Genomic DNA, 312 nt, shown 5'->3' on the forward strand with positions numbered 1-312 from the left:
TGTAGCGCTCCTCCGGTTCGCTCCAGCACATGCCCTCCGCACGCTGGCGGTCGGTCGCGAGATCGCGGTGCGGCAGCCCAAGCGCCTGCTTCGTGAGCTGCGTCAAGTGCGGAGCGAGCAGCACGCAGCCGGTGTGGCCGGTCCAGTGATCGACGTCCAAGGCGGCATCGAAGTCGGCAAGATAGGGGTTGCCGCCGTTGCCGAAGATGCTCTCGACGAAATCCAGGTTGGAGACCAGGTTGCCCGGCGCGAAGAAGCGGATCTCCATGTTCTTCTCGGGCTGGAACCCGGGCACCTCCGGGCAGACCAAGG

General features: G+C 66.0%; 1 protein-coding gene. It reads right to left on the bottom strand.

Annotated features, from left to right (window positions below; all coding sequences use genetic code 11):
• The coding region (locus GPT33_RS11010; RefSeq protein WP_296808681.1) for a hypothetical protein at positions 1-312 on the bottom strand (312 nt) is incomplete at both ends.

Origin of the sequence: Thiocapsa sp., from assembly GCF_011390875.1 — a bacterium.
Taxonomy (GTDB): domain Bacteria; phylum Pseudomonadota; class Gammaproteobacteria; order Chromatiales; family Chromatiaceae; genus Thiocapsa.